The organism is Mitsuaria sp. 7 (assembly GCF_001653795.1).
Taxonomy (GTDB): Bacteria; Pseudomonadota; Gammaproteobacteria; order Burkholderiales; family Burkholderiaceae_C; genus Roseateles.
Genome location: NZ_CP011514.1, coordinates 3474618 through 3499115 on the forward strand (window position 1 = coordinate 3474618; position 24498 = coordinate 3499115).

General features: G+C 70.2%; 18 protein-coding genes. 6 read left to right on the forward strand and 12 right to left on the reverse strand.

Features of this window, described 5'->3' with window-relative positions:
* Nucleotides 1-53 precede the first annotated feature (53 nt).
* The 3 genes from ABE85_RS15270 to ABE85_RS15280 all read right to left on the reverse strand — a co-directional run bounded on the left by ABE85_RS15270 (nucleotide 54) and on the right by ABE85_RS15280 (nucleotide 7170).
* Nucleotides 54-3263 carry an EAL domain-containing protein gene (locus ABE85_RS15270; protein ID WP_197507022.1) on the reverse strand — a complete coding sequence of 1070 codons (3210 nt, stop codon included), beginning with the start codon at nucleotides 3261-3263 and terminating at the stop codon, nucleotides 54-56.
* 11 nt (nucleotides 3264-3274) lie between these two features.
* Nucleotides 3275-3949, reverse strand: coding sequence for a FecR domain-containing protein (locus tag ABE85_RS15275; protein ID WP_197507023.1), 675 nt, complete (start codon nucleotides 3947-3949; stop codon nucleotides 3275-3277).
* A gap of 62 nt (nucleotides 3950-4011) precedes the next feature.
* Complete coding sequence (locus ABE85_RS15280) at nucleotides 4012-7170, reverse strand: CHAT domain-containing protein (RefSeq protein ID WP_157522466.1); 3159 nt, start codon at nucleotides 7168-7170, stop codon at nucleotides 4012-4014.
* Between the two features lie 220 nt (nucleotides 7171-7390).
* Here ABE85_RS15280 and ABE85_RS15285 point away from each other — a divergent pair, with 220 nt between their 5' ends.
* Nucleotides 7391-8359, forward strand: coding sequence for a hypothetical protein (locus tag ABE85_RS15285; protein ID WP_157522469.1), 969 nt, complete (start codon nucleotides 7391-7393; stop codon nucleotides 8357-8359).
* A gap of 16 nt (nucleotides 8360-8375) precedes the next feature.
* Here the strand turns inward: ABE85_RS15285 and ABE85_RS15290 are convergent, their stop codons facing one another.
* The 6 genes from ABE85_RS15290 to ABE85_RS15315 form a co-directional block, all read right to left on the reverse strand.
* Entirely contained in the window at nucleotides 8376-9590 is a 1215-nt protein-coding gene (locus ABE85_RS15290) for an MFS transporter (protein WP_067276257.1), read from the reverse strand.
* Nucleotides 9587-11014 carry a DNA recombination protein RmuC gene (gene rmuC / locus ABE85_RS15295; RefSeq protein WP_067276259.1) on the reverse strand — a complete coding sequence of 476 codons (1428 nt, stop codon included), beginning with the start codon at nucleotides 11012-11014 and terminating at the stop codon, nucleotides 9587-9589. Before rmuC ends, ABE85_RS15290 begins: the two co-directional genes overlap by 4 nt.
* A gap of 13 nt (nucleotides 11015-11027) precedes the next feature.
* Nucleotides 11028-12011, reverse strand: coding sequence for a D-glycerate dehydrogenase (locus ABE85_RS15300; protein ID WP_067276263.1), 984 nt, complete (start codon nucleotides 12009-12011; stop codon nucleotides 11028-11030).
* A 98-nt stretch (nucleotides 12012-12109) separates the two neighbouring features.
* Entirely contained in the window at nucleotides 12110-12841 is a 732-nt protein-coding gene (locus tag ABE85_RS15305; protein WP_067276269.1) for a nitroreductase, read from the reverse strand.
* Complete coding sequence (locus ABE85_RS15310) at nucleotides 12838-13314, reverse strand: thioesterase family protein (protein WP_067276272.1); 477 nt, start codon at nucleotides 13312-13314, stop codon at nucleotides 12838-12840. The genes ABE85_RS15305 and ABE85_RS15310 overlap by 4 nt, the downstream gene beginning before the upstream one ends.
* Nucleotides 13315-13396: 82 nt before the next feature.
* Nucleotides 13397-14335 (reverse strand): histone deacetylase, encoded by a 939-nt coding sequence (locus ABE85_RS15315; RefSeq protein WP_067276275.1) that lies wholly within the window; start codon nucleotides 14333-14335, stop codon nucleotides 13397-13399.
* Between the two features lie 231 nt (nucleotides 14336-14566).
* Here ABE85_RS15315 and phaP point away from each other — a divergent pair, with 231 nt between their 5' ends.
* Nucleotides 14567-15124 (forward strand): TIGR01841 family phasin, encoded by a 558-nt coding sequence (phaP, locus tag ABE85_RS15320; protein WP_067276284.1) that lies wholly within the window; start codon nucleotides 14567-14569, stop codon nucleotides 15122-15124.
* A 208-nt stretch (nucleotides 15125-15332) separates the two neighbouring features.
* Here phaP and ABE85_RS15325 read toward each other — a convergent pair whose 3' ends face one another.
* The gene (locus ABE85_RS15325; RefSeq protein ID WP_067276286.1) at nucleotides 15333-16061 is read right to left on the reverse strand and encodes a TetR/AcrR family transcriptional regulator; all 729 of its coding nucleotides are present in this window, start codon (nucleotides 16059-16061) and stop codon (nucleotides 15333-15335) included.
* A gap of 177 nt (nucleotides 16062-16238) precedes the next feature.
* On the opposite strand from ABE85_RS15325, the gene ABE85_RS28765 reads away from it, so the two are divergent.
* The 3 genes from ABE85_RS28765 to ABE85_RS15340 all read left to right on the forward strand — a co-directional run bounded on the left by ABE85_RS28765 (nucleotide 16239) and on the right by ABE85_RS15340 (nucleotide 19674).
* On the forward strand, nucleotides 16239-17777 hold the full coding sequence (locus ABE85_RS28765) for a methyl-accepting chemotaxis protein (protein WP_067276289.1): 1539 nt from the start codon (nucleotides 16239-16241) through the stop codon (nucleotides 17775-17777).
* A gap of 37 nt (nucleotides 17778-17814) precedes the next feature.
* Entirely contained in the window at nucleotides 17815-18384 is a 570-nt protein-coding gene (locus ABE85_RS15335; RefSeq protein WP_067276296.1) for a YdeI family protein, read from the forward strand.
* A gap of 111 nt (nucleotides 18385-18495) precedes the next feature.
* Nucleotides 18496-19674, forward strand: a complete 1179-nt coding sequence (locus ABE85_RS15340; protein WP_157522472.1) for a hypothetical protein — start codon at nucleotides 18496-18498, stop codon at nucleotides 19672-19674.
* 18 nt (nucleotides 19675-19692) lie between these two features.
* Here the strand turns inward: ABE85_RS15340 and ABE85_RS15345 are convergent, their stop codons facing one another.
* The gene (locus ABE85_RS15345) at nucleotides 19693-20685 is read right to left on the reverse strand and encodes a patatin-like phospholipase family protein (RefSeq protein ID WP_082938641.1); all 993 of its coding nucleotides are present in this window, start codon (nucleotides 20683-20685) and stop codon (nucleotides 19693-19695) included.
* 106 nt (nucleotides 20686-20791) lie between these two features.
* On the opposite strand from ABE85_RS15345, the gene ABE85_RS15350 reads away from it, so the two are divergent.
* Complete coding sequence (locus ABE85_RS15350) at nucleotides 20792-23182, forward strand: penicillin acylase family protein (protein WP_067276300.1); 2391 nt, start codon at nucleotides 20792-20794, stop codon at nucleotides 23180-23182.
* 63 nt (nucleotides 23183-23245) lie between these two features.
* Here ABE85_RS15350 and pncB read toward each other — a convergent pair whose 3' ends face one another.
* Nucleotides 23246-24460 carry a nicotinate phosphoribosyltransferase gene (pncB, locus tag ABE85_RS15355; protein ID WP_067276302.1) on the reverse strand — a complete coding sequence of 405 codons (1215 nt, stop codon included), beginning with the start codon at nucleotides 24458-24460 and terminating at the stop codon, nucleotides 23246-23248.
* Nucleotides 24461-24498 lie beyond the last annotated feature (38 nt).

Genomic DNA, 24498 nt, shown 5'->3' on the forward strand with positions numbered 1-24498 from the left:
GGAGGATGCCGCCGGCATCGATCCGGGCTTGATGCCGACCGACTGCCCGGCCTTTACCCCGGCTTCTTCCACGGCACCGTCTGGATGAGCCGCTTCGCCTCCTCGGCCGGCAGGGCCTTGGCGAACAGCCAGCCCTGCGCCACCTGCACGCCGAGCTCCTCCAGCAGCGCGGCTTGCGCCTCCTCCTCCACGCCCTCGGCCAAGGTCTGCTTGCCAAGCGCGTCGGCGAGACCCACGATGGTCCGCACGATCTCGCGCGACTCGCGACCGGCGCCCAGCCGCATCACGAAGCTCCGGTCGATCTTCAGCGTGTCGAACGGGAAGCGGTGCAGGTAGGCGAGCGACGAGTAACCCGTCCCGAAGTCGTCGATCGACAGCTTGAAGCCCATGCGCGCCAGCTCCTGCAGCACCTCGGCGCTGCGCTGCGGATTGGCCATCGCCATACTCTCCGTGACCTCGAGCTTGAGCTGCGACGCCGGCACGTCGCCGAGCGCCTTCAGCGTCTCGCGCGCGTCGTTGAGCAGTTCAGCGTCCCGCTCCAGCTGCACGCCCGACACGTTGACCGCGATCTCGCCCTTGAAGCCGATCTCGCGCCAGCGACGCAGCTGCAGCGCCGCTTCGATCAGCGTCCAGCGACCGATCTCGACGATCTGTCCGCTCTCCTCGGCCACGGGAATGAAGTCGCCGGGCATCACCATGCCGCGCGTCGGATGCTTCCAGCGGATCAAGGCCTCGAAGCCGAGCAGCGCGCGGTCCGACAGTCTCACGAAGGGCTGGTAGTGGAGCTGGAACTCGCCGGCTTCCAGACCGCGCGCGATGTTCTCCTTCACCCAGCGCCGCGACTGCTCGACCAGTTGCTGCGCAGGATCGAACAGGCGCGCGTGGCCAGCGCCGGCGGCCTTGGCGCGAGCCAGCGCGCTTTCCGCCGCGGCCATCAGGTCGTCCGGACTGAAGTTGCCCTGGCCCGTGAACGCCCAGCCGGCGCACGCGGTGAGGCGATGCGCGCCGGTGCGCGCGGCTGGCGCGGTCGGAGTGGCAGGAGCAGCCGAGGCAGGCGCCGTGGTCGGACTGATCGACTCCATCGGGACGGCCGCCACCGAGCCCTGCACGGCCTCGAGGGTGTCGAACAGGAAGGGCTCCTCGATGCGCGCCAGCGCCCACTCGGGCACGCGATCGACAAGCGCGCCGGCTTCGATGCGGGCCTCGAAGAGCACGCCGAACTGGTCCGCGCCCAGCCGCGCGACCACGCGACCCGCGCGCGCCGCGCGTCCCGCGCCGCCGGCCAGTCGCCGCGCACTCTCGATCAGCACGGCGTCCCCGGCGATCAGGCCGTGACGTTCGTTGAACGCGCGGAAATCATCCAGGCCCACCAGCGCGACGCCGATCGGTACGCCGGGCGTGGGATTGGCCAGCCGCTGCGCCAGCAGCTCGACGAACAGCGCGCGATTGGGCAGTCCCGTGAGCCGGTCGTGCAGCGCCTCATGCGCGACCTGCGCCTGCAGGCGTTCGTTCTCGCTGATGTCGGTCAGCGAGCCGGCCATGCGCACCGGCTTGCCGTCCTGGCGCACCGCGACGCCGCGTGCCAGCAGCGCGCGGGTCTGGCCGCCCTGCTCGAAGTGCAGCACGTGATGGAACTGGAAGCTGCGGCCTTGAAGGTGCGCGTCGAGATCGGCGCGGAACAAGCCCGCCGCCGGCTCGTCCAGCGGTCTCGTGAAGCGCTCGATGCTGCCCCGCGTCACGTCCTCGGATGCCGCCCGCTTCGGGCGGTGCCAGAAGCGGCGCTTCGTGCCGCCGGGCTCTTCGCCCGGCGCCCGCGCGTCGCCCATCAGCGCGAGCCAGCGGGCCGACACGTCGAGCCGGTCCGAGGCGATGTCCCAGTCCCACAGCCCGTCGTTCGCGCCCAGGGCCGCCAGGGCATAGCGTTCCTCGCTCACCGTCAGGCGCCGGAGCGCCTCACGTCGGCGCGACTGGTCGGCGAGCGCGCGCAGCGTCAACGCGGCGAGACTCGCCGCTGCCACCGCCAGCAGCGGATAGGCGAGCGCCAGGACCAGGTGTTCCTCCTCGAACGCCCACTGCGCGCCGTAGAGACCGCCGCCAACGAGCAGCACCACGACCGGCAGCCCCCGCCACAGCGATCCGCGCGCCAGCAGCAGCGCGCACAGCAGCGGCAGCACCAGCAGCGCGGCCAGCTCGGCGAGCGGGGCCCACGACGGCCGCGTCAGCGTGCGACCGGTCAGGATGTTGTCGACGACGGTCGCGAGCCGCTCCATGCCGGGCAGGCCCGCGTCGAAGGGGCTCGGGAAATGGTCGCCGGCGCCGAGCGCCGACACGCCGATGATCACGATGCGGTTGCGCAGCGCCTCCTCGGGCACCTTGCCGTCGACGAGATCGGCCAGGGTCACCGAAGGGAAGGTGCCCGCCGGGCCGTAGTAGTTGACGCCCTGGCGCGACAGCAGATCCAGCGGCACGCGCAGCGAGCCCCAGCGCAGGTCGCGGCTCCAGCGCAGCGTGGCCTCGGACCACGGCTGGCGCATCGCGTCCCCGGCGATGCGCACGGCCAGCGACGGATAGACCTCGCCGTCCAGCGGCAAGGCCGGCAGATCGTGGCGCAGGGTGCCGTCGATCTCGCGCTCCGCCTGAACGTGGCCGAGCGCCTTCGCCGCCGACAGCAACGGCTCCGGCGGCGCGTCGGCACGTTCGGGCAGCAGCGCGCTGCGCGGCGTGCCTTCGGCACGCATGAACGCCTGAGGAAGCAGGCCGGGCGGAACGATGCCGGACGGCGCCGAAGCCGCACCGGCTGCAGCGACGCCGCCGATACCGCCGCCGGTTCCTGGCGGCATGGCGAACGGCAGCAGCACCGGCGCGCCGCCGCGCATCGCGGCCGCGAGCGCCGCGTCGCTTTCAGGCTTCGCGTCGAGCAGCAGCATGTCGACAGCGATGAGGCGCGGCCTGGCCGCCTGCAACTTCGTGATCGCATCGGCCAGCAGCGGACGTCCCGGCGCCATGCCGCCGAAGCGCGCGGCGCTGGCGTCGTCGAACCGCACCAGCGTGACCGGATAGGTCGCGCCGGGCGCCAGCCGGCCGCGCCACTGCGCCTGCGCGTCCTGCACCAGGCCGTCCAGGCGCGCCAGCGGTCCCGCCTGCAGGTGCGAGAGCCACAGCATCGCCACGGCCGCCGTGACCAGCAGCGCGACGATCGCCTGCGCCCAGGCCCAGCGCGACGGCCAGCGCCAGGCACCACGCTGCCGGCTGCGGGAACTCATGCCCGACGTCATCAGACCCCCGACAGGCGGTCCAGCGCCGCGCGGACCCGGTCCGCCGGCCAGGTCGTCGCAGAGGTACAGCCTTGCGACACCTCGCAGTCCGTGCCGCCGGCGCGGTCGACGACCACCGGCAGCTGCGCGCCCAGTCCCCGCGTCCGACCCGCGGCGCGCGGGCCCGGCAGCACGGCGACCTGACCCGACTGCACGTGCACGGAGGTCTGCTCGTTGTCGCCGACCTCCACGAGGAACTCCGTGCCACGCACCGCCGTCACCGCCGACGGCGTGCGCACCTCCCACTTGCCCGAGCCGGATGGGGTCACCTTCTGCCCCAGCAGGCCGCGTTCGAGCAGCAGGGACACGTCGCGCGCGCCTTCCGCATAACCGGGCATGACGCCCGTGCCCGCGTCGGTGCCGAGATTCAGCCGGGTCAAGGTCAGTTGGCTGCGATCGCCGACGACCAGGCTGGATCCGTCCGGACAGCGCAAGCGCACGCGGCCGTTGTCGCCGGTGCGCAGCTGGGCCCCCTCGCCCACCTTGTCCCCGATCCTCAGCGGCTGCGCCTGGCCCGCGACGACGCGCGTCGCGTCGCCCGCCAGCGCGGCGACCTCGCAGGCCTGCGCCCGTGCGGCCAGCGCGACCATCGTCATCGCCGCGATCAACGCGGCGTCCCTCATCACGTGTGTCATCGTTGTTGTCATCGTTCTCATCATCGTGTGTTCGTCGCGGATGAATGCGGCGGCCGACATCATCACTGCGCCGGGTCGCCGAACAGCGCGTAGGCCGCCCAGTAGTACGGATGCGTCCATTGGCCCTGCCCCTCCTGGCCGTCGGCGATCTGCAGCTGCGCGCGCCTCAGGCCGCCGGCGCGCGTGTCGGCCGGCTGCAGCGCGGCGCTGGTCAGCGCGGCGGCGGAGGCGGACTCCACCGCCCAATGCGTGGCCAGCACCGACCGCGCCCCGGCGAAGAAGAAGCCGCGCACCAGCCCCGACATCGCCGCGCCGCCCTGCTCGCCGGCCGCCGTGTTGCAGGCCGACAGCAGCACCCACTGCGCGTTCATGCGCAGCGTCAGCACGTCGTCGAGCTCGAGCAGCGGCGACGCGGTCTCGTCCGCCTCGGCCGCGAGCGCCAGTGCCGGCTTCGAGATGCCCGGCAGCTCGCCCGGCATCAGGCCGTGCGTCGCGAAGGCGAGCACGCGACGATCGGCCAACGGCGCCGTCAGGACCGCACTGCGCGTCGCGGCCGGGCCCAGACGCAGATCGGCGACCGGATCGGCGCCGAGCGCACGCGCGATCGCGACCAGCTCCGCGCGCGTCTCCGGCAGCGGAGGAATGTCGGCATAACGAAAGCCGAGTTGCGCGTCGTAGCTGCCCGCCGCGCGCGTGGGTGTCGGCGCGAGCAGGTGGCGCGCACTCATGCCCGGCTTGGCCTGCGGGGTTTGTGCAGCCTTTGGCGCCTGCGAGGTCTGCGGACCCGGCGAAGTCGGCGCGACGGCACTGCGATCGAACGCCGGATCGCCGAATCCGAGCAGCGCTTTCGGCGCCGCCGCGGACGGGCCGGCGCGACGCAGCGCCTGCAGCGAGGCGCCCGACGGGAGTTGCACCACGGCGTGCTGCCGCAGCAGCCAGGCCACCGGGCGCCCGGCGGCGGGCGCCTCGGTCACGAGCGCCGCGAGCGGCAGTCCCGCCAGTGGTCCGTCGCCCGCGACGATCAGCGTCTGGAGCCCCTGCCGGTTGAGCGGCGACAGCAGTTCTCGATGGAGCGACTGCAGCTCCGGCAAGGCCTGCGCGAGCGGCGTCTCGCGCCCGGCCGGCATCGCGCTGAGGTCCAGGCGCAGCCGCAGTGCCTTCACGCGCCGGGCCAGCGCAGACGCGCCTTCCGGCACCGCGCGGAACTGCGCCGGCGCATCGGCGCGCAGCAGCCAGATCAGCGTCTGTTCATCGAGCGCGTGCACGACCAGCAGTCCCTCGCCGACGCGCAGCCTCGCGCTCAGCACCGCGGCGCCGGGCGTGGCCGGCGTGATCAGGTCGGCATAGGCAGGATAGGCCGCGGCCAGCTTCTGCCGCTGCACCGCCAGCGTCTCGCGCGCGGAGCTCGCCGCGCCCTGCTGCGCCAGCAGCTGCTGGCGCAGCGCCTTCAGCGCGTCCTCGCGCGGCTTGCGCTGCTCTTTCGGCAGGGCCTTGAAGGCCTCGCCAGCCAACTCCTTGCGCAGCTTGTCCTCCTCCGCGATCAATGCGGCCACCTGGCTGTACTGCCCCGACGCGGCCTTGCGCAGCGACTGCTCCTGGTCCAGCAGGCCGCGCAATTCGGGCGTCGCCGCCAGCATCCGCGCGGTGCTGTCGGCCAACGCGCGTTGCGTGCTGCCGAGCTTGCGCCGGTCGGCGATCTGCAGCGCCCGATCGACCACGGCCGGCGGCAGCGCCTCGCCCGCGATCGCGCGTCGCGCCGCCTGCGCGAGGAACTCGTCGAAGGCCAGCCCGAGCACGAAGCCGCGGAAGCCGCGCGCGTCCAGGTCCACCCAGCCGTCGCTGCGATCCAGCGTGGCGGCGAAGAGCTGCTCGTAGTCGCTCATCGCACCGCCCGTGTCACCGCGCAGCAGCCGCACGACGGCGCGCACGCCGGCGCTCTCGCGCGTCTGCGGATGATCCTGGCCGTAGATGCGCGTGCGATAGCGCAGCGTGCGCTCGGCCGTCTCCAGCGCCTCGTCGAGCCGGCCGGCCTTGGCGGCCAGCAGGGCGCTCAGCCGGTTGTCCTGCGCCCGGCTGCGCGCGACGCCGTCGCCCCCGAGTTCCTCTAGGAACTGGCGATAGGCCTGGTCGGCCTCGACCCAGCGCTTGAGACCGAGCAGCGCCCGCACGATCTCCTGGCGCGCGAGCCAGCGCGTCTGGCTCGCCGCGGACGCATTCGCCTTCGCGAGCATCGCCTCCGACTGCCGCGCAGCGGCCAGTGCTTCCTCATGCTGCTGCGACGCGTTGAGCGCGGTCGCGGCGCGGTAGTGCCAGCGTGCGCCGGGGCCGTCCTCCAACTGACCGGCCCGCCACAGCGCGAGGTTGTCCTGCGCGATGTCGGCCGCCTCCCGGGTGCGCCCCTGCGCGACGAGCGCGTAGACCAGCATCCCCTGAGAGCCGTCCAGCCAGCCTTGCCACTGCCGCAGCGTGTCCGCATCGACGCGCGACTCGCCGCCGGTCCGGAGCAGTTCCCTTGAACGGGCGACCGCCTGGCGCAAGGTCGCCACGGCCGCCGCGCCGTCGCCGGTCAGGCGCTCGACCTCGGAGCGCACCTGCAGCCGGTCGATGGTCAGCGGCAGTCCTGGCTGCTGCTTGAGCGCCTCCGCCGCCAACGCGTCGGCGCGGCTCCAGGCGCGCAGCATCACGTTGCGGTCCTGGCCCCCGTTGGCCAGGAAGTAGGTCTGACGCAGCGCGACGGCCGCGCGCGCGGCCGCGCTGAGCTGCCTGTCGGCCATCAGTGGCTCGCACGCCGCCAGGGCGGTGCCGGAGCTGCCCCAGGTGTACTCGGTGATCAGGTAGAGCCGGATCCATCCCTCGCCGCCGGGCCGCCCGCGGCCCAGCGTCATCAGCGCCCTGGCGATCTCGATCTGGCGGGCGCGGTCCTCGATCCGTCGTGCCGCCGGCCATTGCCGCTGCAGCAGCGCATAACGGGCATCCAGCGCGTCGGGCAGAGGTTCGGCGAGGAGGCGACGCGCCTCCTCCACGCTGAGCCCGCCGGCAAGTCCGTCCTGGGCGTCGGCGTCCTCGGCGGTCGCGGTACCGGGCGCCTCTTCCTGCGCGAGCACGACGTCGGCCAACGGCCCGAGGGCCGCGCCGGTGATCAGCCACGCGCCCAGCCATCGTCCGAAAGATCGTGTCGGCGCGCATCGACGCCGCGTCGGTGTCCGGCGCGTTCCCAACATCTTGTGCGGCTCCTGTCCGGCCTGCGCCGGGCTGACGACCATCCTAGGTGAATGACTGCAGGCCCCCAACACCGCGAGTGCGGTGTTGAACGACGACCAGTCCGACACCGCGAGGGCGGTGTTCCCGCCGCACGAGGGAATGCGGCCTTGTCCGACAGACCGCCTCCGCGGCCGGTCTTAAGGTCAATCAACGGCCTTCGGGCCAGCGATGGAGTTCGCCATGCGTTCCTTCCCGCACCTTCCCCATCCGCACCTCGGTCGGATGTTCCGGCAGGCCAAGCATCCGGCACCGCATCACGGGGCGTTGTTCTGGTTCGCCCACGCGGCCGTGCTGCTGGGCCTGCTGCTGATCGCGACCGAGGTCTCCGCGCAGCAGGGCGCAGGACTGCGCGCGCAGTACGACCAGCTCGCGCCGCAGCTCACGAAGAGTCCGTTCCAGAAGCCCATCGTGCTGAGCTCCGCCGACGACACCGAACGTCCCACCGGGGAGATGCACGCCGTCGTCGATCATCCGTTCGGCACGCTGTCCGGCGCGCTGCGCAACGCCGATGCCTGGTGCGATCTGCTGACGCTGCCGGCCAACGTCAAGCGCTGCGCCGTCGAGGACGACCCGGCGCCGGGCGCGACGCTGCACATGGCCATCGGCCGCAAGTTCGACCAGCCTATCGAGGACGCCTACGCGCTCGACTTCCGTTTCCAGGTGCTGGCGGCGCAGCCGCAGTACCTGCTCGTGGAGATGAGCGCGAACAAGGGGCCGATGGGCACCAGCCATTACCGTCTCACGCTCGAGGCGGTGCCGCTCGATGCGAAGCGCTCGTTCGTGCGCCTGCGCTACGCCTACATGAACAACCTCGCGGCGCGCGTCGCCACCAGCGCCTACCTGTCCACGTCGGGCCGCGACAAGGTGGGCTTCACCGTGGTCGGACGCGACGACGACGGCCAGCCGCGTTACGTCGGCGGCATCCAGGGCATCGCGGAGCGCAACACGATGCGCTACTTCCTGGCGATCGAGTCCTACCTCGACACGCTGCCGGCGCCGCCCGAGCAGCGGCTCGACAAGCGGTTGCGCGACTGGTTCGCGGCCACCGAGCGTTATGCGCGCCAGCTCCACGAGCAGTCGCTCGACGAGTACGTCGCCATGAAGCACAAGGAAGCGCGCCGGCAGGTCGCCATCGCTCCGGGCGGGTGATGCCCTGAGGGCGTGCTCAGGGCGCACCGCCCGGGGGCTCGTGGCGCGGCGACTCGATCTGCCGCGCTGCCCATTGCGCGCCGACCAGGATGGAGGCCATCAGCCACAACGGCGCGGCCGCGACGCTCGCGGCGGCCAGCACGCCGAAGCCCAGCGGCATCGCGACCGTCGCGCCGTTGGCGGCCAGCATCCGCAAGCCGAGCGCCTGGCCATGGCGATCCGGCGGCGTGACCTGATGCATCGTCGCCAGCACCATCGGCTGCACGGCGCCGAGCGCCAATCCCAGCATGGCTGAACCGAGCATCAAGCCGAGCGTGCCGGGCAGCCACGCGTAGACGAGGAGCGTGACGGTCGCGACCGCCATCGCGACGCGCAACGCCTTCACGTCGTCGATCCGATGCGCCCACCGGACGATGGCCAGCCGGACCAGCGTCGCCGCCGCCGCGAAGCTGCCCAGCACCAGGCCGATGCTCGAGGCCGACAGCCCTTTCGCATGGCCCACGACGGGCACTACGAAGCTGTGGGCGTCCCAGCACGAGGACATCGCGACGTTGACGATCAGCAGGTTGCGCAGGCCGCGGTCCTTCAACAGGTCCCACGCGGGACGCGGCTTGACGCCGGCCTTGGCGGGCGCGGGCACGTGACGCGGCACGCGCCTTGCGATCGCCCAGGCAGCGAGCGGCAGCAGCGTTGACAACACCAGCGCGGCGGTGAATCCGGCCGTGTCGATGACGATGCCGGTGATGACCGGCGCGAACGCGTTGGACAGCGCGGGACCGAGCGCCACCCAACTGAACACGCGCTTGAGTTGCGAGGCGTCGTGCGCCATCAGGCCCGCCTCGCGCTGGATCGCGACGGCCGCGACCGCCACGGCGCCGCCGCACAGCAGGCAGCCCGACGCCAGCAGCCAGACCCAGCCCAGGACCTGCGCGCACAGCGCCAGCACCGCGCCGGCGAAGGCCATCGCGACGCCTATCCCCACCGGGCGATGGAAGCCGTGGCGGTCGGCCAGCCGACCGGCCCACAACGACAGGCCCAGCGGCGCGACCGCGAAGAGGCTGAGCAGCACGCCGACGAATCCGCCACCGTAGCCCTGATGCAGCACCCACAGCGTGGCCGCGACGCGCGTCGTCGCCATGCACGCGTGCACCGCGACCAGCGAGGCGATGACCGCCACGAAGCCGGCGCTCAGGCCGGTATAGCCCTTCGTCGCCGATGCGTCGTGGGTCATCCCGCGGCGCCCTCGTCCTCGAGATCGGACTCGCCGTCGGCAGCGATTCCCGCACCGCCGCCGGCAGCGTTCGCTGCGCCCGCACCGACACCGACGCCGACGCCGACGCCGAGCTTCAGCACACGTGCGGCCTCGTCTTCCGGCAAGGCCTCGACGGACTTCAGCTCACGGGTCATCACGCGCGTGCGCCGCTCCGCGAGTTCGATGTTGTTGCTGGCCTCGTCGAGCTTCTTCTTCGTCTTGGCCAGCACGTCGCCGAATTTCCCGAACTCCGTCTTGACCGCGCGCAGCACGTCCCAGACCTCGGCGGAGCGCTTCTCCAAGGCCAGGGTCCGGAAGCCCATCTGCAGGCTGGAAAGCGTCGCCAGCAGCGTCGTCGGTCCGACCAGCATCACCTTGTGCTCGCGCTGCAGCGCCTCGCTCAGGCCGGGCCGGCGCAGCGCCTCGGCGTACAGGCCCTCGGTGGGCACGAACAGCAGCGCGAAGTCGGTCGTGTGCGGCGGGCCGAGGTACTTCTCCCGGATGCTCTTCGCCTCCAGGCGCAGCCGGGTCTCGATCGCGCGACCGGCGATTTCCGCCGCGGGGGCGTCGGCGCGCTCCTGCGCGTCGAGCAGACGTTCGTAGTCCTCACGCGGGAATTTGGCGTCGATCGGCAGCCAGATCGGCTGGCCGTCGTCGCGCTGCCCGGGCAGCTTGAGCGCGAACTCGACGCGCGCGCCGGTGCCCGGCACGGTCTCGACATTCGACGCGAACTGTTCGGGCGTGAAGACCTGCTCCAGCAGCGCCGCCAGTTGCACCTCGCCGAAGATGCCGCGCGTCTTGACGTTGGTCAGCACCCGGTTCAGCGAACCGACGTCGCGCGCCAGCGTCTGCATCTCGCCGAGTCCGCGGTAGACCTGCTCCAGCCGTTCCGCCACCTGCTTGAAGCTCTCGCCCAGGCGCTGCTCCAGCGTGGCATGCAGCTTTTCGTCGACGGTCGCCCGCATCTGCTCGAGCTTCTTCTCGTTGTCCTGCTGGATCGCCTGCAGTCGCGCCTCGACGGTGCGGCGCGTCTCGGCCAGGCCGGCCTCGTTGCGCTGTCCCAGGGCCTGCAGCTGTTCCGTCAGCACGGTCGTCATGCGGGACGCGGCGGCGTCCTGCGCCTCGCGCGCACGGGCCGCCTGCTGGCCCAGCGCCTGCTGGAACTGCGTCAGCGTCGCCAGCGTCTCCTGGCGCAGCCCGGCGTTGCCGCGGTTGAGTTCGTCGCGCAGCGCGCGCTCCAGGCGTTCCAGGCGTTCGCCCGTCTGCTGCATGAGCGGCGCGAGGACCGCGGAAGGATCGGTGCGGGCGGGCCGTCGGAACAGGACCACCCCGATCAGCACGATGACGACAAGGAACAGGAGCACGGCCGCGAGGACCATGACCTGCCAGAACGACAGATTCATCCGCCCGATTCTCTCAGCGCTTGAGCACCTCGGGATTCAGTGCCGTCGGCGGAACACCGCCGGTCAGCGCGGCGATCAGGTTGTCCACGGCGAGGTCGCTCATGGCGCGGCGCGTCGCGATCGTGGCGCTGGCGATGTGGGGCGTGAGCACGACGTTCGTGCACGCGAGCAGCGACGGGTGCACCTTGGGTTCGCCCTCGAACACATCCAGGCCCGCGGCGGCGATGGTGCCGGCCTGGAGCTCGGCGGCCAGCGCCGCGTCATCGACGACACCGCCGCGGGCGATGTTGGTCAGCGTCGCCGTCTTCCTCATCAGGCGCAGTTCGCGCTGGCCGATCAGGTGGTGCGAGGACGCGCTGTACGGCACGACGATCACCAGATGGTCGGCACGCTGCAGCAGTTCATCCTTCTCGACCCAGGTCGCGCCCAGCGGACCTTCCTGGTCGGCCGGCAGCCGCGAACGGTTGTGATACAGCACCGGCATGCCGAAGCCGAGGTGCCCGCGGCGGGCGATCGCCGCGCCGATGCGGCCCATGCCGAGCACGCCCAGCGTCGCGCCGTGGATGTCCGCGCCGGCGAACATCGTCACCGACCATTCCTTCCATTCCCCGCGGCGCAGGAAGTGTTCGCTCTCGGTGATGCGGCGGGCCGTGGTCATCATCAGCGCGAAGCCGAAGTCGGCGGTGGTCTCGGTCAGCACGTCCGGCGCGTTGGTCACCACGACGCCGCGCGCCGTGCAGGCCGGCACGTCGATGTTGTTGTAGCCCACGGCCATCGTGCAGATGGCCTTGAGGTCGGGACAGGCATCGAGCAGCTTGGCGTCGATCCTGTCGCCGCCGGCGATGTACGCGCCGGACTTGCCCTGCAGGCGACGGATCAGCTCGTCCTGAGACCAGCCGGTGTCGCTGTCGTTGGTCTCGACCTCGAAGTGCGGACGCAGCCGGTCGACGATGTCGTCGAAGGTCTTGCGGGCCACCAGGACGCTGGGCTTGCTCATGGACGCATCTCCTTGCAGGGAAGCGCCAACTGTAGAGCGGACCTTCCCGCCGCCCGCACGCGGATCGCCCACGGGCATCGGGAATCAGCGTCGGCGTGTCACTCCAGAAAACGGGTGAACGACGCGACCGGATCGCGCTCGGTCACCAGCGTGTTCTCGACCGCGGCCGGATCCGCGTACCCGAGCGACATGCCGCAGACCAGCTGCTGTTGCGGCGACAGGCCCAGTTCCTCCGCGATCACGCGGTGGAACTGCGTGAACGCCGCCTGCGGGCAGGTGTGCAGGCCGCGGCCGCGGGCGGCGACCATGAGGTTCTGCAGGAACATGCCGTAGTCCAGCCAGCTGCCCTGCTGCATCACGCGATCGATGGTGAACATCAGGCCGACCGGCGCGTCGAAGAAGCGGTAGTTGCGGCCGTGCTGTTCGTGCATGCGCAGCTTGTCCCCCTTGGTGATGCCGAGCAGGCCGTACAGGTCCCAGCCGACCTTGCGGCGGCGGTCGATGTAGGGCGAGACCCACTCGCGCGGGTAGTACGCGTATTCCTCGCCGTGGGTGGCGAGTTCCTCGGGGTCGTCGTAGGTCGCCTGGATGCGCGTGACCAGCCGGTCCTTGGCCGCGCCGGTCAGCACGTGGACCTGCCAGGGCTGCGTGTTCGTGCCCGACGGCGCGCGGGCCGCGACGGTCAGCAGGTCTTCGATCAGCGCGCGAGGCACCGGGGTCGGCAGGAACGCGCGCATCGAATGCCGCGTCACGATCGCGGCCTCGACGGCGGCGGACTGCTCGGGCGTCGGCGGGACGAAGGGGTCGGGGAAGGAAGCGGGGAAGCTCATGGCATCTCCAGCGCGCTGAGCGCATTCAGATAGGACTCGGGCAGTTGCGCCACCGGGCGCCGGGACTCACGATCGACGTACACGTGGACGAAGTGGCCGCGCGCCGCGCACAGGGGCTCGCCTCCGGCGAACAGGCCGATCTCGTAGCGGACGCTGGAGCGGCCGCGCTTCGCGACCCGCAGGCCGGCCTCGATGTGCTGCGGGAACGCCAGCGACGCGAAGAAGTTGCAGTGGGTCTCGATGACCAGGCCGATCACCTCGCCGTGGTGCAGGTCCAGCGCGCCCTGCTCGATCAGGTAGCGGTTCACCGCCGTGTCGAACAGGCTGTAGTAGACGACGTTGTTCAGGTGGCCGTAGACGTCGTTGTCCATCCAGCGGGTCGGGACCGGGACGAAGCGGGCGAAGGCCTCGCGCGGCTCGGCGGCCGGGCGCGCATCGGCGGAGGCGACGGGGGAGTCGGTGGCAGCACTCATGCGCCGATTCTTCCACCGCCGCGCGGGGTCAGGTGTCGCGCGGGCTACTGGTGCACACCCATGGATTGGCAAGGCAACAATCTCAGCGGTTCTGCCACCGCTCCCAGGCACGCGCCGCGGCCTCCAGCGTCCGCATCTGCACGTCGACGGTGACGCTCAGGTCCTCGCCATAGCCGCCGGCCATGCTCAACGCGACGGGGATGCGGCGCTCAAAGAGCGCCTCCAGCACGATGCGGTCGCGTCGCAGCAGGCCGTCCGCACTGAGCTTGAGCCGGCCGAGCCTGTCGCCCTCGTGCGGGTCGGCGCCAGCCAGATAGAACGCCAGCCCGGGCGGCCGGTCCGCCATCCGTCGCCAGACCTCGGCGAGCGCCGTCTCCAGCGCGTCGAGGTAGACCGCGTCGCCGCAGGCGTCGGGCAGGCCGACGTCCAGGTCGCTGGACTCCTTGCGGAAGGGGAAGTTCTTCTCCCCGTGGATCGAGCAGGTGAAGACGCTGTCGTCGTCGCGGAAGATGCTCGCGGTGCCGTTGCCCTGATGGACGTCGAGGTCGACGACCAGCACTTGCAGACCACGGCGCTCCGGATGGCGCCGGTGCCATTCGGCCTGCATCAGCCGCGCCGCGACCGCGACATCGTTGAACACGCAGAAGCCGCTGCCCTTGTCCGCATACGCATGGTGCGTGCCGCCCGCCAGGCTGGCGGCGACGCCCTCTTCCAGGGCGGCGCGCGCCGCGGCGATGGTCGCCCCCACGGAGCACATCGAGCGCCGCGGCAGCCCCGGCGCCCAGGGGAAGCCGATCTCCCGCTGCGCCGCCGCGCTCAAGGTGCCGTGCACGACCGCGTCGATGTAGTCCGGCGTGTGGACCAGCGAGAGTTCCTCCGGCCCGGCGGCCTCCGCCACCCGAGGCCGCATCACGCCGGGCGCCCGCTCCACGCGCTCCCGCAGCATCTGGTACTTGGACTGCGGGAAGCGGTGACCCGGCGGGAGCGCCAGCGTCAAATGGTCGTAATGGAAGGCGAGCATGGTCGGGACCCTAGCAGAGGGCCGGCGCCAGCGCTCCGGCGCGCCTGGAGGCGCTGCTGACAGGGGCTCCGGAGGACAGAACCCGAACTTTGCTGCGATGCACAAAAAGTGCTTGCAATCATCGCCGGCGGTCCTATACTGATTCCATGCTGCACCGCAACAAATGTGTGGCGACGGCGCTCAGCCCGCCGCGTTTTCCCCGGCTGACCTCATTCCTCAAGGAGATTTCGCATGCTGACTGCTGACCAAGTGCTGGACCAACAAAAGAACCTGCAAGCTTCGTGGTTCGGCCTGACCGCCAAGGCCTTCGAAGGCTATGAAAAGCTGGTCGAACTGAACCTGCAAGTCGCCAAGACTGCCCTCGGCGAAGCCGCCGAAACCGCCCAGCAAGCCATCACGGTCAAGGATCCGCAGGAGCTGTGGGCCCTGCAGACCGCGCTGCTGCAACCGTCGGCTGAAAAGGCCGTCGCCTACAGCCGCCACCTGTACGACATCGCCACCTCGACCTCGTCCGAGTTCGTGAAGCTGGCGGAGTCGCAAGTGGCTGACGCCCAGGTCAAGTTCGGCGCCGTCGTCGACAACGCGACCAAGAACGCTCCGGCTGGCACGGAAAATGCTGTTGCTTTGGTGAAGTCGGCGGTGGCCGCGGCCAACAACGCTTACGAAAGCCTGCACAAGGCCGCCAAGCAAGCCACCGACATCGCGGAATCCAATTTCAACGCCGTGACCAGCACGGCGGTGAAGGCGACCCAGACCGCCACCCGCAGCGCCAAGCGCGCCGCGGCCTGAGCGAACGAGTTGCCGTATCGGTTGTCTCCTCGGTACCCAAGGAAGTCTAGCTTCCCAAGTGCCCTTCAAAGCCCAGCGTCATGCGCTGGGCTTTTTTTTCGCCTGTACGGGCCGCTGATGCAGCGCCCCACTCGGCGTCAAGGGCACCGCGGCGGTGCGCCGGTGATCGCCCGGATGCCCAGGCTGCGGGCATCGCAGGACTGGACGGTCAATCCGCGGCGGTCGGAGAGGCGCCCGACGACACCGGATCCGCGGCGGCCGGTCGCGCACCCGCCGCGAACTGCGCGTACTGGTCCGCCACGTCGCGCAGCACGCCCTGCACCGTGAACTCGCGCAGCGCCTCGCGGTCGTAGAGCGGATATCGGGGCAGCCCGATCGTCATCATCATGAAGCCCATGGTGCGGACCGACATCTGGTCGCACATCGAGCGGATCGCGACCTCGCCGGGCTCGAAGCCGGCCGGCGCGCAGGCCGCGACACGCTCCCGCATCAGTCCGAGCAGCCGGTTGTAGACGGGCTGCTGCGCCTGGCCGATCTCGTCGAGCGTGCCGGTCTGCGTCAGCGACATGTAGATCATGCGGAACTGCTCCGGATGCCGCTCCCAGAAGTCGAGCAGGCAGCGCGTGTGCGCCTCCAGCACCTTGCGGGGGCCGCGCTGGTCCTTGGAGGCATCCAGCAGTTCGTCCGTCAGCGACTCGAACACCTCGATCCACAGGCCGTCCAGCAGCGCCTTCTTGCTTTCGAAGTAGCTGTAGATCGCCATCGTCGAGATGCCGAGCTCCTGCGCCAGCCGGCGCATGCTGAGCGCCTCCACGCCTTCGTCGCGGTAGATCTTGCGTGCACGCTCCAGCATCTCGCGCTTGAGCGCGGCCATCTCGGCCGGACCGCGGCGCAGCCGGGGCCGTTCGCGGTCGGAGTCCTGATCGGTGTTTCGCACGGCGTTCCTGTCCCAAAAGGTTATTGTCGGTGTACGTTAACTCATACCACTGGCCACGTTAAATACTCACGAACCCTGGTCGCCAGGAGGCACGGTGAATTTCGTACAAGTACGAAAATAGCTGCAAACGGCATTCCCGCGCCTCTTTGCGGGTTCCTCTCCTGCAAAGAGTTCCTCATGCTCGACCGCCTGTCCGTGGGCGCCAAGCTCAGCTTGGCCTTTTTCTGCGTTCTCCTGATCACCGCCCTGCTGGGCGGCCTGGCCCTGTTCCAACTGGGCCGGGTCAACGACACCGCCACCGACATGGCGGCGAACTGGCTGCCGTCGTCCCGCGTGGCGCAGTCGATCAACCAGGAGGTCACTCGCCTGCGCACCCGCGAGTACCGGCTGCTGCTGACGGAGGGCAATGCACGCGCCACCTACGCCGAGAAGATCGCGCAGGGCCGCCAGACCATCGAACAGCGCCTGAAGGCCTATGAGCCGATGGTGTCCTCGCCCGCCGAGGGCGAAAAGCTGCGGCAGATCCGGACGCTGTGGGCGACCTATGACGCGCACAACATCAAGCTGGTCGAAGCCGCGGTCCGCGGCGACGACGACACCGCCAAGCACCTGCTGGCCGTGGACAGCCTGCCCACGTATGAAGCCATGGGCAAGGCCGTGGACGAGCTGGTCGAGATCAACACCGCCGGCGCCGCCGCGGCCGACGCGCTGGGCGACCAGATCTACGACCGCAGCCGCTGGATGATCATCGGCATGACGCTGCTGGCCGTCGCGATCGGCGCGACGCTGGGCTTCGTGATCACCCGCAAGATCACCCGGCCGCTGGCGGCCTCGGTCGTGATCGCCGAGGCGGTCGCCGCGGGCGATCTGACCCGCACGCTGCACGTCCAGGGCCGCGATGAAGTGGCGCAGCTGCAGACCGCGCTGATGCGCATGGTCGGACAGCTGAAGTCGGTGGTCGCGCAGGTGCGCGACGGCGTGGAATCGGTGTCGAGCGCCTCGTCGCAGATCGCCGTCGGCAACCAGGACCTCTCGGCGCGCACCGAGCAGACCGCGGCCAACCTCGAGGAAACCGCGTCGAGCATGGAGCAGCTGACCAGCGCCGTCGGCCAGTCCGCCGACACCGCGCGCCAGGCCAACCAGCTCGCCGGCAGCGCCGCCGAGTCGGCCGCGCGCGGCGGCAAGGTCGTCGGACAGGTCGTGTCGCGGATGCAGGAGATCAGCGCCTCGTCGACCCGCATCGCCGACATCATCGGCACCATCGACGGCATCGCGTTCCAGACCAACATCCTGGCGCTGAACGCCGCGGTCGAGGCCGCTCGCGCGGGCGAGCAGGGCCGCGGCTTCGCGGTCGTCGCGAGCGAAGTGCGCTCGCTGGCGCAGCGCAGCGCCGAGGCGGCCAAGGAGATCAAGACGCTGATCAACCGCTCGGTCGAGACGGTCGAAGCCGGCACGTCGGACGTCGCCGAAGCGGGTCGCACGATGGACGAGATCGTCCACGGCGTGCGCCGCGTCACCGACCTGATGGGCGAGATCGCCGCGGCCGCCACCGAGCAGCGCGACGGCATCGCGCAGGTCAACCAGGCCGTCGCGAACCTGGACCAGATGACGCAGCAGAACGCCGCGCTGGTCGAGGAGTCGACCGCCGCGTCCGGCTCGCTGCGCGAGCAGGCGCAGCGTCTGTCGGAGGTCGTCTCGGTGTTCAAGGTCGCCTGACCGCCCGGGGGCCGGGGCGCGGGCATACTTCCGCCCCATGGCCACCCGCACCCCGATCTTCTTCGCCAGTGCCGCGGCGTTCCGCGACTGGCTCGACGAGCATGCCGCCACGGCCACCGAGGTCCTGGTCGGCTTCCACAAGCGCGCCACCGGCGAGGCGAGCCTCGCCTGGCCCGAATCGGTCGACGAGGCGCTGTGCCACGGCTGGATCGACGGCGTGCGCACCCGCATCGACGACAAGCGCTACAAGATCCGCTTCACGCCGCGCAAGGCGGTGTCCATCTGGAGCGCCGTCAACATCGGCCGCGCCGAAGCGCTGATCCAGGAAGGCCGGATGAAGCCCGCCGGCCTCGCGGCGTTCGAGCGCCGGCAGGAGGAGCGCTCTCGCGTGTACGCCTTCGAGCAGCCCAAGGAACTGGTCGAGTTCTCGCCCTCGCACGAGGTGATCTTCATGCGCGATGCGAAGGCCTGGGCCTTCTTCCAGGCGCAGCCGGACGGCTACCGCCGCACCAGCATCTGGCACATCCTCAGCGCGAAGAAGCCGGAGACGCAGCTGGCGCGTCTGGAGAAGCTCATCGAGGCGAGCGCGCGCGGCGAACGACTCTGAGCGGGAGCGCCGGCTCCGGCGCCTGGCGTCACCGCGCGCCTCGGGTTGTCATGCGCACTCGATGCGGATGACTACTGATCGGACCTCCTCAACCTCCGGAGTCTTCCGATCATGCGAACGTCTCTTCGCTTCACCTCGCGATGCCGCATCGCGTTGGCGACCGTCCTCGTTTCCTCCGCTGGCGTCGCCCTTGCGGACACTGCATCGACCACGCCGGCAGCACAATCACTGCCGACCGAATGGAAGGAGTGGCATGGTCACTACTATCGCCTCGAAGCCGATGGCCATCTGAGTTGCTACAGCGAGAACAGCAAAAAGAACGCTTGCAGCATCGACGTGCCGGTTAAGGAGAAAGCACAGCCATTGAAATGCAACGACGCGCGCTGGGGCCGCAAGGAACACAAGCGGACGGGGTATCAGGTCGAAGGACACTGGTGCAACAGGGTCTACGCCAACCTGTTCGCCGAGTGGAAGAGCTATGCCCCGTTGGGGTTCGACATGCAGCTCGCCACCACACCCTACAAGGACGTCATGTGCAGGTCCGACAACGGCACCACGTGTCTGCCCGCCACGACGTCCGCTTCGACGAACCCCATCGACCCCTTGGTGTGCGGAAAGATCTATCGGAAGCGCATGGGAGGAACCAGCACGGGATACGACGATCCGAAGCATTGGTGTAGCTCGCCGGAATTCCAACGCATCGAAAAACCGGTTGGGTCGAGTGTTGGCAAGGAAAATGAGTTCCTAGAACACTTGCTCGTCTTATCCCCCTGGGAGGCCAAGGACGAGCCCGCGTGGATCCTGCGGGTGCAGTTGCCCGACCCCGCGAAAATCGACGTCGAATTCGCGGTGAGAGGTAAGGAGTATCTCGGCCCTGCCCCCGCCGAATCGAGGGTTGCAGCCGTCGCCATCAAGAATGACGAGATCGTGGTGGTGAACAATTTTGCAAGTGCCCTCGGGAACAACGTGCAAGTGGATACCGAGGGGCGCGCCACTCTTGCGATCAAGATGCAAGGGAACGGTCGCTTCGACTTCTTCCAACTACCTGGCTGGAACTGGCCCTTGGATGTGGAGCAAGCGCTTATATCGAGCGCAGAGGTGGCGGAAGACCATCGACGTTGGGGCCTCCCGGTCAGCGACTCATGGCTGAACTCCAAGCCCAATTCAAAGATCGCCATCCGGACATCCAAGCCAAAGGTCGCAGACATGAAGCCTGGGGAAAATCCTTTGGCGATGCATTTGGTCCACGAGCTGCTGGTCACCAAGAAGCGCCCGGCTCCCGGCTTGTAAACGCTGTGCGGACAGCATTCAGCGCGTCTTCGCCGCGACCTTGCGCCTGATCTCCGGCAGCATCGCCGTCGCCACCTCGCGCCCGAGCGCGATGGCGCGGCGGCGCGTGGTGAAGTCCGATCCGCTGAAGCCGTCCAGCTTCGGCCGCAGCACGACGTCCGCGCCCTGCAGCTCGTACTGGTTGATCGACTTGCCCATGATCGAGAAGGTCTGCAGCAGCATGCGCATCGCGTCGCCGGGGATCTTCGGATCGGGCGGCTCGCCGATGTCGACGGCGATGACGAACTCCGCGCCCATCTGCTTGGCGAAACGCACCGGCACCGGCGCGACCAGGCCACCGTCCACGTACTCGCGGTTGCCGATCTTGACCGGCTGGAACACCGCCGGCACCGCGCTCGACGCGCGCACCGCCGTGCCCACGTCGCCCTGCCGGAACAGGATCGGCGAGCCGTCGCCCAGGTCCGTCGCGACGATGCCCAGCGGCAGCGGGAGCTGCTCCAGCCCGCGATTGCCCGTCATCTGACGGACGTAGCGCGCCAGCGCCTCGCCGCGGATCAATCCGCGCATCGGGAAGGTCCAGTCGGTGATGGCGCCCTCGTCCATCGCCTCGGCGACCGTCTGCAGTTCCTTGCCCGTGCGACCCGCGGCATAGAGCGCGCCCACCAGGCTGCCGGCCGAGGTGCCGCAGACCAGGTCGACCTTGATTCCGTTCTCCTCCAGCACCTGGATCACGCCGATGTGTGCGAAGCCGCGCGCCGCGCCGCCGCCCAGCGCCAGCCCGACGCGCGGCGGCTTGGGGATCGGCTTGGGCGTGACCGGCGTGGGCAGCTCAGGGTCAGGTGTTGTCACGACCGGCGGTGGCGCCGAGGACGGCGTGAAGGTCGAGCACGCGCTCAACGCGCTCAACGCGCTCAATCCCAGCGCGCCGGCGGCGGTCAGCCAACGGCGGCGGGAAGGCAGCGCCAGCGTGGCGGTGACAGGCTTGGTATGGTCGCGATCGTCTCGGGGCATGGCGCGGGATTCTAGGGAAGCTCTGTAGCAAAGCTGTTGCAGCGCGCACGCACAATCGCGCCCCGGAAATCGAGCCCGAAAATCGACGCCCGAACGAGGAGAACCCATGAGTGGAAAGAGCGCGCTGCGGCGTTGGACCGTACGGGGCCTGGCCGGGCTGCCGTTCCTGCTGGTCGCGCTGGCCATCGCGGCGTGGGCGTGCGTACGCGCCAGCCTGCCGCAGCTGGACGGCGACGCCGAGATTCCCGGTCTGAGCGCGCCCGTGAGCCTGGGTCGCGACGCGCTGGGCACGCTGGTCGTCGAGGGCCGCACGCGACTGGACGTGGCGCGCGGCCTGGGGTTCGCCCACGCGCAGGAGCGCTTCTTCGAGATGGACCTGACGCGCCGTTCGGCGGCCGGGGAGCTGTCCGCGCTGTTCGGCGCCAAGGCGCTGGAGCGCGACCGCACGCGCCGCGTCCACCGTCTGCGCGCACGTCTGACCGATCGCTTCGAAGGACTGTCCGGCGAGGACCGGTTGCTGCTGCTTGCCTACACGGAAGGCGTCAACGCCGGCCTCCATGCGCTGCCGATGCGGCCCTGGCAGTACCTGCTGCTGCGCGCCAGGCCGCAGGACTGGACGCCGGTCGACTCCCTGCTCGTGATCTCGGAGATGTACTTCATGCTGCAGTCGGGCAGCTTCGACGCGGGCTTCGAACGCGCGACGCTGCGCGAGCACGCCGGCGATGCCCTCTTCGACTGGCTCAGCCCGCGCGGCGGTCGCTGGGACGCAGCGCTGGACGGCAGCCAGCTGCCGGCGCCGACTATGCCGACCTCGGCGCAGCTCGACGTGAGCAAGGCACACGTCCCCGACTCGCCCGCCTCTTCCGCTTCTTCCGCCAGCGGACCGGCCAGCGCCATGTCCAGCCGCATGTCCAGTCCTGATCTGCCGGTCCTGGGCAGCAACAGCTGGGCGGTGGCGGGTTCGCGCTCGACGCACGGCGGCGCGATCCTGGCCGACGACATGCACCTGGGCCTGGGCGTGCCCAGCATCTGGTACCGCGCGCAGTTCCAGATCGGCGCCGGCCCGAGCGGCCTGCGCGCCGCCGGCGTGACGCTGCCCGGCCTGCCGGCGCTGGTGGTGGGTTCCAACGGCGCCGTCGCCTGGGGCTTCACGAATGCCTACGGGCAATGGTTCGACTGGATCGAGGTTCCGCCCGATGCCAAGGTCTCGACGCGGACCGAAACGTTGGAGGTCCACGCCGGTCCGGCGGTGACCCTGGACGTGAGCGAGGTCGGCGACGCACCGATCGTCACCGTCGACGGCGGACGCCGCTTCGCGCTGCACTGGATCGCCCACCAGGGCGCGGCCTACAACCTGGAACTCGACCGCATGCTGCAGGTGCGGCACGTCAGCGATGCGCTGGCGCTCGCACAACGCGCCGGGATGCCGCACCAGAACCTGCTGGCCGCCGATCGCGACGGCCAGATCGGCTGGACCGTCGCCGGGCGGCTGTGGGCGCAGCCGGGGCTGCCCGAGGGCTACGGCCGGTTCATCGCGCCGTCGGCGATGCGGCGCGACTGGCTGGCGCCCGATCGCGCGCCCCAGGTGCTGTCGCCGGCACAGGGTCAGCTGTGGACCGCCAACAACCGCCAGCTCGACGGCGCGCCGGGTGAGCTGCTCGGCGACGGCGGCTTCGACCTGGGCGCCCGCGCGCAGCAGATCCGCGACCGGCTCTCGGCCCGGGAAAAGCACGACGAGGGCTCCCTCGGCGCCATCCACCAGGACGACGAGGCGCGCTTCATGAAGACCTGGGCGGCGCGTCTGCTGGCGGCCTCGCGCACCGATGCCGGCGCGAATCCGACGCACCGGGCCTTCGTGCAACTGCTCGAGAACTGGAACGGTCGCGCCGATGCGGATTCCGCGGCCTACCGCCTGGTGCGCCAGGCGCGGCTGCGGGTGCTGGACACGCTGTGGGACGCCTGGACGCTGCCGTCGCTCGGCGAGCGGCAGCTCGATCCGAAGCGGCGCATCCGCTGGCGCAACCAGTTCGAATACAGCGCCGCACGCGCCGTCGACGAGCGCCCGCCGCACCTGTTGCCGGCCGCGTTCGCGAGCTGGGATGCGCTGCTGCTGGCGCAGCTGGACGGCGCGGTGCGCGAGGTCGCACCGGACGGCAACCTCGGCGGCGCCACCTGGGGCGCGCAGAACGCGAGCCGCATCCAGCATCCGCTGGCCAAGGCCATCCCGGCGTTGTCGCGCTGGCTCGACATGCCGTCGGTGCCGCAGAGCGGCGACAGCAACCTCCCACATGTCGCCGGCCCCGCCTTCGGACAGTCGGAGAGGCTGGTCGTGTCGCCCGGTCGCGAGGAACAGGGCTGGCTCTCGATGCCGGGCGGCCAGAGCGGCCATCCGATGTCGCCGTTCTACGGCGCGGGGCATCAGGACTGGGTCGAGGGGAAACCGACACCGCTGCTGGCGGGGCCGGTGATCCATCGGATCACGGCGCATCGCGACTGATGCCCGAGCCCCGCGCGGCCGCGGCTCCGGGTCGTGCGCCGCGCTGGACGCCCGCCTGATCGCTCAGACCGGCGTCGGCACCTTGAACACCTGCCGCAGGTAGGCCAGGAAGGTCTGGTCCTCGCACATGGTCTTGCCGGGGCTGTCCGAGAGCTTGGCCACCGGCTGACCGTTGACGTGGGTGAGCTTGATGACGATGTTCAGCGTCGGCAGGCCCACGTCGTTGCTGAGCTTGGTGCCGATGCCGAAGCCCAGCTGGACGCGGTCCGCGAAGTGGCGGTACAGCGCCAGCGCCTTCGGCATGTCGAGCGCGTCGGAGAACACCAGCCGCTTGGTGTTGGCGTCGATGCGCAGCTGGTCGTAGTGGGCGAGCGCCTTCTCGCCCCACTCGACCGGATCGCCCGAATCGTGGCGCAGTCCGTCGAAGAGCTTGGCGAAGTAGAGGTCGAAATCGGCCAGGAACGCGTCCATGCCGATGACGTCCGTCAGCGCGATGCCGAGGTCGCCGCGGTACTCCTGCACCCAGTCCTCCAGCGCGGCCTTCTGGTGGTCGCGTAGCCGCACGCCGGTGGCCTGGTAGGCCTGCAGGTACTCGTGCGCCATGGTGCCGATCGGCACCAGACCGAGCTCCTTGGCCAGCAGCACGTTGGACGTGCCGCGGAAGGTCTCCGGCAGCTCGTCGCGCAGCGTGCGCAGGACTTCCTCGTGCCAGGCGCCGGAGAAACGCCGCCTCAGGCCGAAGTCGAAGAACTGGAACGGGTGGCGGCGCGGCGCCTCCTCCCGCGCGAAGGTCCGGATCAGATCGATCTTCTGCGCGAGCCGACGACGCCCCTCCTCGATCGCGGCGGCCTGATCGAAGCGGCGGAAGTACAGCTCGTTGACCATCGCCAGCACGAAGATCTCGAAGGCCATCACATGGACCTGCGGACCGCGCACGACGATCTCGAGCTTCTCGCCGTCCGCGCGCACCGTGATGAACGCGCGCTGGAAGCGGAAGATGCGCAGCAGGTCGATGAAGTCGGGCTTCATGAAGCGCAAGCGGCTCAGGTACTCGAGCTCGTCGGCGCGGAAGGTCAGCGCGCACAGGTGGTCGATCTCGCGCTCCAGGTCCTCCACCAGTTCCGCCAGCGGGTATTGCGGCGTGTTGCGGCACGCGAAGCGGTACTCCGACTGCGCCTGCGGATACCGGTGCAGCATCGCCTGCCACATGGTGAACTTGTAGAGATCGGTCTCCAGCAGACTGCGGATCACCGGGGGCGTGGCGTCGGTACGGCTCATGGGCGGGGACTGTACCCGCGGGGCCGCGAAGCTCGGCG